This window comes from Micrococcus lylae NBRC 15355, assembly GCF_001570885.1.
GTDB classification, from domain to species: domain Bacteria; phylum Actinomycetota; class Actinomycetes; order Actinomycetales; family Micrococcaceae; genus Micrococcus; species Micrococcus lylae.
The window spans coordinates 1-8,000 of record NZ_BCSN01000076.1; the positions used below are offsets into that span (position 1 = coordinate 1).

Consider the following 8,000-nt stretch of genomic DNA (forward strand, 5'->3'; position numbering starts at 1 on the left):
GTCCGGTATCAAGCCGATCCTCGAGAAGTTCCAGAAGTTCGTGCGGGACACCCTCCCCGAGGGGATCCGCAAGGGCGCCGAGGCGATCAAGAAGGCATGGGAGAAGGTCAAGGGCTTCTTCGCCAAGCCTATCAACTGGGTCATCGACAACGTCTGGAACTCCGGCATCAAGAAGGCGTTCGACAACGTCGCCACCGCGGTGGGCTCGAGCACCATGCTCCCGCGGGCTCCACGCATCCCCGGCTACGCCACCGGAGGCCTCGCCTCTCCCGGCTGGGCGATCGTGGGCGAGCAAGGCCCGGAGCTGGTGAACTTCAGCAACCCGGGCCGTGTCTACACCGCGACGCAGACGCGCTCCATGCTCTCGGGCGTGGGGGACACGATCGGTGGGGCCTGGAACGGTGTCAAGGCCGGTGCCCAGTGGACCGCAGATCGCGCCAAGGACGGTGTGAACTGGGTCAAGGGGCAGCTCGTCAAAGCGACATCCGCGATCCTCGACCCGCTGGTCGGGCTGGTCCGCCGCTCAGTGGCCGGCACGATCGGCCAGCTGCTCGCGGACATGGTGGCGAACATCATCCGCAAGATCATGCCCTGGACGAAGCAGCACGACGACGCCCAGGCGGCCCGTGCCGAAGCCCTGGCCAAGGCAGAGGAGCCGAAGGCGCTTCTGCGGGACTCCGGCGGCAACCTCCCGCCCGGCCTGTCCCTCGTGCTCAACAGCACCGGCCGAGACGAGTACATCCTCAACCACAGCCAGGCCGCCACGCTCGCGGGCGCGGCGGGTCAGGGGCTCCCGGAGTCGCTGGTGCTGGTGGTGGAGGACGGGGAGGCGTTCCCCGCCTACCTGGCGAGGAAGACGGACGAACGCATCGCCGGTCACGTGGCCGACCTGAGCCAGCCGGTACGCCAGTACTCCGGCACCTGACACCAAGCCGCACGGGGGTCGCACCGCCACGGTGTGACCCCCTGCGGCCTCCCCATCTGATTCGAGGAGGACACCATGGCTGAGCCCACCTGGGGCCCGATCGTGACCGGCACCTACGCTGCACGCATCGGTGTGGAGATGGTCCAGTCCCCGTCCACGGTGTCCGCATCGACGTCGTCGGTGACGGTGACCGCACGGATCTGGCTGTGGACACAGTACCGGGTGAGTAACGACTCGGTGACTGTCTCCTGGTCGGGGTCCTTCGGTTCTGGGTCGGCAGCCGTGACCGCGAATGTTGGCTCGACAACGGCCTGGTCGAAGCAGAACAGGCAGCTGCTGCGCACCGTGACCCGCACGGTCTCCCCGTCCTTCTCGAGCACGACGGCCTCGTCGCTATCGGCTGCGGTGAGCGGGCTGGTCGCGGTCGGGAACAAGACGATGCGGGCGTCCGGGGCGATCACCACGGGACGCCGGCCAGTGTCGGCGCCGGCCGCACCATCGAATGTGGTCGTCTCACGGTCCACGGATTACCGGCATGGCGTGTCGTGGAAGTTGCCGGCGCACACCGCGTCGGCTCCGGTGACGAACATCATCGTGCAGCGGCGGGAGTCCGGGTCGGCGTCCTTCGTGACGGTGGCGACCCTGGGGCGGGTGTCGTCGTGGACGGACACGTCTACGGTGCCCGGCAAGACCTACCAGTGGCGGGTGTACTCCCGGAATACTGGTGGCAGTTCGGCCATCTCCCCGCCATCGGAGCTGGTGCATACGTCCCCGCTGGCACCGAAGGGTGTGCGGGCACAGCGTTCGGGTTCGGATGTGCGGCTGACTTGGACGGCACCGGCTGGACCGGCCACAAGCTACGAAATCGCCTACTCTCCGCGGTCCTCGGGCTACACGTACCCGGGGTGGACGACCACGGACACCTCGTACACGGTCTCGTCTCCTGACCCGACGGAGCCGCTGACCTATGCTGTCCGGGCACGGACCCCGGGCATGTGGGGGACGCTGACGTCTGCGTGGGCGCACTCGAACGAAGTGCAGCTTCTGACTGCGCCGTCCTCGCCGACGCTGCTGGCCCCGACTGCGGTCGAGGCGTCGGACCCGGTACGCCTGTCCTGGCAGCACAACCCGATCGATACGACCGACCAGTCGGCCTACGAGGTGCGGTGGCGGGTCAAGGGCACCAGTGCGTGGACCTCGACCGGTCGGCGCCCTTCCACCACGGCCTGGCATACGCTGGATGCCGGCACCTGGGGCACCCAGGAGCCGATGGAGTGGCAGGTCCGCACTTGGGGTCAGCACACGGACCCGTCCCCGTGGTCCTCGTTGAAGACCACCACGGTCTCGGAGCGGCCCTCGGTGACGCTGACCAGCCCGGTCGAGCCGGCGTGGCCGTCGTCCTCGGTGAGGATCGTCTGGTCCTTCTTCGACCCGGAGGGCTCCGCACAGGTGGCCTTCCGGGTGCGGCTGCTGGACTCGGACGGCAACGAGCTGTGGTCCATGCGGCGGCCCTGGCTTTCGCGTGTGGTCACCCCGGACTACCGGCTGCAGGACGGCATGTCCTACGTCGTGGCGGTGTCTGCGCAGGATGCTGCTGGCCTGTGGTCCGAAGAGGTCACCCAGCGGATCGACGTCACCTACGCGCCCCCGCCTGCTGCCCGCCTGTCCGCGGAGCGGATGGTGGACACCGGGGCGGTGGCCGTGTCGATCAGCCACCGCGACCCCACGGATGGGGAGGTCGAGGCGGTGGAGTGCACGCTGCAGCGGTCGATCGACGGCGGCCCGTGGCACACGGTCGCCACCGGCCTGCCGTTGGAGACCGGGTATGTGGACCCGATCCCGCACACCTCCCGCCCGACTTCCTACCGGGTGGTCACAGTGTCAGCCACACCCTCCGAGGTCGAGTCCGACACTCTGGTGCTGGAACCGGACCCGCAGGCCTGGGTCTACCTCAACGCGGGCCCGGGCTGGTCACAGGTGGTGCGGATGCGGGACAACGCGAAGACCTCCCCGCGGTGGACCCGCCAGGGCAAGCTGCACCATTTCGCCGGGCGGCGCCGGCCGACGTCGATCCGCTCGGAGCATCAGACCCGGGATGTGGGGGTGTCGGTGCAGTTGGCGCCGAACCCGGACGGCGGGTGCACATACGAGGAGCTCGAGGACTTCCTAGCCGAGGCGGACCTGCCGATCCTCTACCGGGACGCGAAGGGGCGCCGCTGGTTCGCGGACATCTCGGAGGTCTCCGGCAGTGAGGAGCGGATCCTCGAGGAGGCTTCGTTCACGGTGACGGAGATCGATTTCGACGAGCTCACAGAGCTCGGTGAGGTGGTGAGCACCAAATGGTGAACCAGGTTCACTTGGCCGACGCCCCGGCGTGGGGTCCGCGCTCACAGCCCCTGCTTGCAGACCATCGCACGGATGGTTTCCGTTTCGAGCTGCTGGACACCCGCAACAGGGTGCTCCGGCCCTTGCGCGGCGTCTCGGAGTTCACGGCGGAGTTCAACTTGTGGTCCACGATCCGCTCGGGCGGGTCCTGCCGGTATGCCGGTGACGAGGACATCGACTGGACCAGACACCGGATCCGCGCCTACGCGACGGTCTCCGGTGCCGGCCGGTCGATGGAGTGGCCGGTCGGAACGTTCATCGTGAAGGCCCCACGCACGGAGTACACCGCCGCGACCAGGCAGGCGCCGACCCTGCAGCTGTTCGACATGATGTCCCGGCTGCAGGAGCAGGCATCCACCGCGGTCCAGTGGATGGGCTACAAGGGCACGAACGTCATCGACCGGCTGCGCTACCTGCTGGACCGGCAGAACATCGCCCACTCCTTCGAGGACAACGAGGCCCTGTTCGGCACGAACATGTCTTGGCCGCCCGCCACCTCCTACCTGCGCATGGTCAACGACATGCTCGATGTCGCTCAGTGCTTCTCCGCGACTGCGGACCCCATGGGTGTCATCCGTGGCGACCCGCACCGACCCCCGCAGTACCGCGGGATCACCGCCGTGTTCACTGACGCCGGGGACGGGATGCCTTTCCTGCCTGAACTTGTCCACGAGGCCGACTTCTACGACGTCCCGAATCAGATGACGGTCGTCACGGAGTCGGACGACCCTGACGTTCTGCCGATGCGCGGCACCTTCCTGGACCGAACTTCTCGCTTCGCGTGGGCCGCTACCGGCCGTGTCGTCTCCGCCCTCGAGGAGAACGCTCCCGCCTCGGCGACCCAGGCCGAGCTCGACGCCCGCGCCGAGCGGCGCCTTCGCCAGAAGCAGCAGGTGTCCGAGACCTTCGAGGTCCAGCATCCGACCCTCCCGCTGGCATTGAACGACGTCGTCCGCCTCGAATGGGGTGGCCGTGACCTGTCCGCGCTGGCGGTGGTGGAGGGCTTCACGTACTCGCAGGAGGCGGGTGCATTGTCCACAACGAAGCTGCGGAGGGTGGTCGAGTGAGCGACACGACGTCGAATCCGTTGGCGGGGATGGTGCCGTGGCTGGCGCATGTCCCTGCCCCGCCGGCTGATTCCTGGCGGTGGGCGGAGGTCACGAACCTGTACCCGTTGCGGATCCGGTTCGCCGCGGACGACTCCCCGTCTGAGGCGGTCCCCTTGTCCTTGACCCCGGTCGGAGACTTGTGGGTCGGCGCCAGAGTGCTGGTGATGCAGCAGGGTACACAGGACACGGTGATCGGTCCGGCCCGCGGCGGCAGCAAGGACCTGGCCGTGGCTCAGCCGATCACGTTATCGGGGTCGTGGAAGCCCTACACCTCGTTCGGGGAGCCGCGGTGCCGGCTGGTCGGTGACCGGGTGGAGCTCGACGGCGCAGTCAATGGAGGCTACGGCGGCAGGGATGAGCCGATCGGTGTTCTCCCGCCCGCGCTGCGGCCGCGCTTCACACGCCTGCTCGTGGCGTCCACGGCTCAGGGGCCCGCTGACCTGCGCGTCACCGGCGCTGGCCAGATCCGGCTGGAATCCCCCATGACCACATTCTCGTGGGTGTCCCTGTCCGGTGTTTTCTTTCTGCTCCCCTAGGAGGTCCTGATGCATACCTACGCTGAGCGCGTCTTCGTGGACGTCGCCACCGGCCGCCCCTTGGCCGGCCGTCGCGCGACTGTCGTGGACGCCGAGACGGAAGCCCCCGTGCAGGCTTACCGCAACGGGGAGCCAGTGACCCTGGTCTCTGGGGCGCACGGCACAGTGGACGAGTTCCAGACCGAGTCCACGACCCGCAGGGTCCGTGTGTCCATCGATTCCCGGTCCCTGTCCTCCTGGGCGCTCGAGCTCGTGGGGGCATCCGGGCAGGCGACCGATGAAGCTCTCGCGGACGCGAAGGCGTACACGGACTCGAAGGTGGCCCCGTTGGCGTCGTCGGCGTCTGTGACTGCCGGGGACCAGAAGTCCCTGGCGGACGCGAAGTCGTACACGGACTCCAAGGTGGCGAACCTGGACCCGCTCCCTACTGGTGGAACGACCGGTCAGGTGCTCACGAAGACCTCTACCGGGTCTGCGTGGCAGAACTCGCCCACTGGTCTGCCCTCGGGCGGGTCCACGGGTCAGGTGCTCACGAAGACCTCTACCGGGGAGGCATGGGCGGACCCGCAGGGCTCGGCCTACCTGATCGTGGGTCCGGGCCGCCCGGACCAGCCGTCCACGACGGCGGGGACCATCACGGGCAGTGAGCCGGTCGGCGCGGAGTACCGATCCACGGACGGCGGGAACGTCGGCGCGTGGGTGTGGCGCAAGCGACTCGGGAACGTGTGGGAAGTCTCGGACGGGGACACCGGATGGCGGGTGGTTTCGCTTACTATCGCCCCCTGGTACAGCGCCGCCAGCGTGCGACTCCGCCGCGTGGCGCGGATGGTCTACATGGAACCTCACGCCCCGTCGATGTATGGCGTGTGGCGGCTGGGGAAGGTCGACGCAACGGGCATGGGAGCGCAGGTGGCGTTCACCCTGGACCCAGGCTTCCGACCGGCGAACCGAGTGGTGGCACAAATCCTCACCGGTTCGGACGCCGCGGACGGTGAACGCCTGGGCCGCATGCTCATCGACGGCACGAACGGCGCTGTGCGCGTCAAGCATCCCGCCAACAATGCCCTCTCCATGACCGCCGCGTGGCCTGCCGCCCAGCCCTGGCCCACCACGCTCCCCGGCACCCCCGCCTGACCCGCACCAACGAGAGGAGGGCCACCATGCCCGCCACCCTGCCAGACCTGACCGACACCGAGACCTGGACGGACGACGACCTCGACGCGCTCCGCGTCGCCGTCCTCACCGAGCAGGAACGCCGGTACGTCCTCGCCACCGCCGAGGCCCGCGCCGAGCAGACCGCCCGCCAGTACCGGGACGCCGTGGAGGCCGCACTCCCACCACTGGCCGAGGGCGAGCACCGCGCCTGGTTCCAGCTGACCGGCGGGCATGACGCCTACCCGCGTGGAGCCGTTGTCGCCCACGGAGGAAAGGTGTGGGAGTCCGAGCACCCCGCGAACGTGTGGGAACCCGGCGGCATCGGCGTAGATGACAGGCTGTGGGTGGACGTGACCGAGGACGCCCCGGACCCGGAGCCGGTGCCGGACGCGCCCGAGTTCAAGGCCGGGGAGCAGGTGAAGCCAGGCGACTTCCGCACCTACAACGGCACCATCTATCGGTGCCTCCAGGCGCACACCACCGCCGACCACTGGGCGCCAGACGTGGCCCCCTCCCTGTGGACTGTGGCCTAACCCCACCCACACCCCACACAAGCGGCCCCGCACCACTAGGTGTGGGGCCGCACCCATGACCCCAGGAGGCCACCATGCCCGACAGGCTCATCCGCACCATCGACGGCCCCACCGGCGGACTGCTCACCATCATCGGCATCTACCTCACCGGCCTGGGCATCTCATGGCTCCGCATGCCTTCCACCAGCCGGGAAGCAGCAGTCGAATGGGTCAACCGCGCCCCCATCATCCCCATCAGCGACCTCACCGCCACACACATCGCCTGGTGGTGGATCATCGGAGGCACCCTCACCCTCACCGGAGGCATCCTCTCCCGCCGCCACTGGGCAGAACGGACCGCTATAGCCGCCGGAATCATCACACCCGGCCTCGTATCCGCCCTCTTCATCGGCGCATGGGTCGACGGCACCGCGCCCACCGGGGCAATCAGCGCATGGTCCTATCTACTTCCCGCCGCCCTCATCTCCTGGCAGGTCTCCCGCGAGAGACGCGCCGCCGAAGACGGACACCTGATCAGGACAGGATCACTGCCGACCATCACCCGGAGGTGACCGCATGGACTGGGGGATCATCGCCACCGTCGCCGGATCAATCGTTGTCGCGGTCTTCGGGTGGCGCGGCATCCGAGACAAAGCCCGCACCGACACGCGCACCGCCGAGCTGGACGCACTGCTGGCCACCATGCGCGCCACCATCGACGGGCTCAAGGCCGACGTGGCCAGCATGCGCGGCGAGCTGGATGAACTGCGCAAGGAGAACCGTCGTCTGGTCGACGAGAACGCGCTCCTCACCGGACGGCTGCGAGACAAGGACGACCTGCTGGACGACTACCGGGCAATCGCCGGGTGGATCGAACGCGGCGCGGACCCGCCCACACCCCCGCTGTCCTGGCGCATCCAGCAAGAGCTAGCCGACCACGCCAGATCAATCGCCCGCCGCCTCGGCGGAGACAAGGAGCACTGACTCATGACCACCGCTACTACCCGCCGAGGCTGGCCTGTCCAGTCCACCACCGCCAACCTGACCCCCTTCAAGTGGATCACCGGGCAAGTCCTCGCCGGAGACGTCGCCACCATCCTCGACGCCCTCTGCCAGCGATTCCACGCCGAAGTCGAACCCATCCGCAAGGACTGGTCCTGGGGCTGGTCGTATCGTCCCGTGCGCGGCTACACCGACGTGTGGAGTGAGCACGCCGCCGGAGTCGCTATCGACCTGAACGCACCCAACCACCCGATGGGCAAGTTCAACACGTTCACGTCGGCACAGCAGGCCACCATTCGCCGCATCCTCACCGATCTCGGTGGCGTCGTCGCATGGGGCGGCGAATGGACCAAGCGCCCCGACGACATGCACTTCG

General features: G+C 68.4%; 10 protein-coding genes and 1 pseudogene. 10 read left to right on the top strand and 1 reads right to left on the bottom strand.

Annotation, left to right across the window (positions count from 1 at the left end; all coding sequences use genetic code 11):
- Positions 1-925, top strand: a 925-nt coding sequence (locus MLY01S_RS12705) for a lysozyme family protein (protein ID WP_169795152.1), incomplete at its 5' end; no start/stop codon positions are given.
- Positions 926-1,038: 113 nt separating this feature from the next.
- On the opposite strand, the gene MLY01S_RS12710 is transcribed toward MLY01S_RS12705, so the two are convergent.
- Complete coding sequence (locus MLY01S_RS12710; RefSeq protein WP_067192196.1) at positions 1,039-1,389, bottom strand: hypothetical protein; 351 nt, start codon at positions 1,387-1,389, stop codon at positions 1,039-1,041.
- Here MLY01S_RS12710 and MLY01S_RS13160 point away from each other — a divergent pair.
- The 9 genes and pseudogenes from MLY01S_RS13160 to MLY01S_RS11355 all read left to right on the top strand — a co-directional run.
- Positions 1,364-1,915, top strand: a pseudogene (locus MLY01S_RS13160) (fibronectin type III domain-containing protein); the annotation flags it as partial. The gene MLY01S_RS12710 and the pseudogene MLY01S_RS13160 sit on opposite strands and share 26 nt — an antisense overlap.
- 45 nt (positions 1,916-1,960) lie before the next feature.
- A complete protein-coding gene (locus tag MLY01S_RS12515; RefSeq protein WP_245232039.1) occupies positions 1,961-3,271 on the top strand; it encodes a glycoside hydrolase family 78 protein in 1,311 nt (436 codons plus the stop codon).
- Entirely contained in the window at positions 3,265-4,377 is a 1,113-nt protein-coding gene (locus tag MLY01S_RS11325) for a hypothetical protein (protein WP_067192201.1), read from the top strand. Before MLY01S_RS12515 ends, MLY01S_RS11325 begins: the two co-directional genes overlap by 7 nt.
- Positions 4,374-4,955: a hypothetical protein gene (locus MLY01S_RS11330; protein WP_067192203.1), complete on the top strand. Its 582-nt coding sequence runs from the start codon at positions 4,374-4,376 to the stop codon at positions 4,953-4,955. The genes MLY01S_RS11325 and MLY01S_RS11330 overlap by 4 nt, the downstream gene beginning before the upstream one ends.
- 9 nt (positions 4,956-4,964) lie before the next feature.
- Positions 4,965-6,089, top strand: a complete 1,125-nt coding sequence (locus MLY01S_RS11335) for a hypothetical protein (protein ID WP_067192206.1) — start codon at positions 4,965-4,967, stop codon at positions 6,087-6,089.
- 26 nt (positions 6,090-6,115) lie between these two features.
- Positions 6,116-6,643: a carbohydrate-binding protein gene (locus tag MLY01S_RS11340; protein ID WP_067192209.1), complete on the top strand. Its 528-nt coding sequence runs from the start codon at positions 6,116-6,118 to the stop codon at positions 6,641-6,643.
- Between the two features lie 74 nt (positions 6,644-6,717).
- A complete protein-coding gene (locus tag MLY01S_RS11345; RefSeq protein WP_067192212.1) occupies positions 6,718-7,194 on the top strand; it encodes a hypothetical protein in 477 nt (158 codons plus the stop codon).
- A gap of 4 nt (positions 7,195-7,198) precedes the next feature.
- On the top strand, positions 7,199-7,606 hold the full coding sequence (locus tag MLY01S_RS11350) for a hypothetical protein (RefSeq protein ID WP_067192216.1): 408 nt from the start codon (positions 7,199-7,201) through the stop codon (positions 7,604-7,606).
- 3 nt (positions 7,607-7,609) lie between these two features.
- The coding region (locus MLY01S_RS11355; RefSeq protein ID WP_169795153.1) for a M15 family metallopeptidase at positions 7,610-8,000 on the top strand (391 nt) is incomplete at its 3' end.

Bases quoted from the DNA above. Each gene is read 5' to 3' on its own strand.
- MLY01S_RS11325 (WP_067192201.1), top strand. From the start codon at position 3,265: ATGGTGAACCAGGTTCACTTGGCCGACGCCCCGGCGTGGGGTCCGCGC.
- MLY01S_RS11335 (WP_067192206.1), top strand. From the start codon at position 4,965: ATGCATACCTACGCTGAGCGCGTCTTCGTGGACGTCGCCACCGGCCGC.
- MLY01S_RS11340 (WP_067192209.1), top strand. From the start codon at position 6,116: ATGCCCGCCACCCTGCCAGACCTGACCGACACCGAGACCTGGACGGAC.
- MLY01S_RS11345 (WP_067192212.1), top strand. From the start codon at position 6,718: ATGCCCGACAGGCTCATCCGCACCATCGACGGCCCCACCGGCGGACTG.
- MLY01S_RS11350 (WP_067192216.1), top strand. From the start codon at position 7,199: ATGGACTGGGGGATCATCGCCACCGTCGCCGGATCAATCGTTGTCGCG.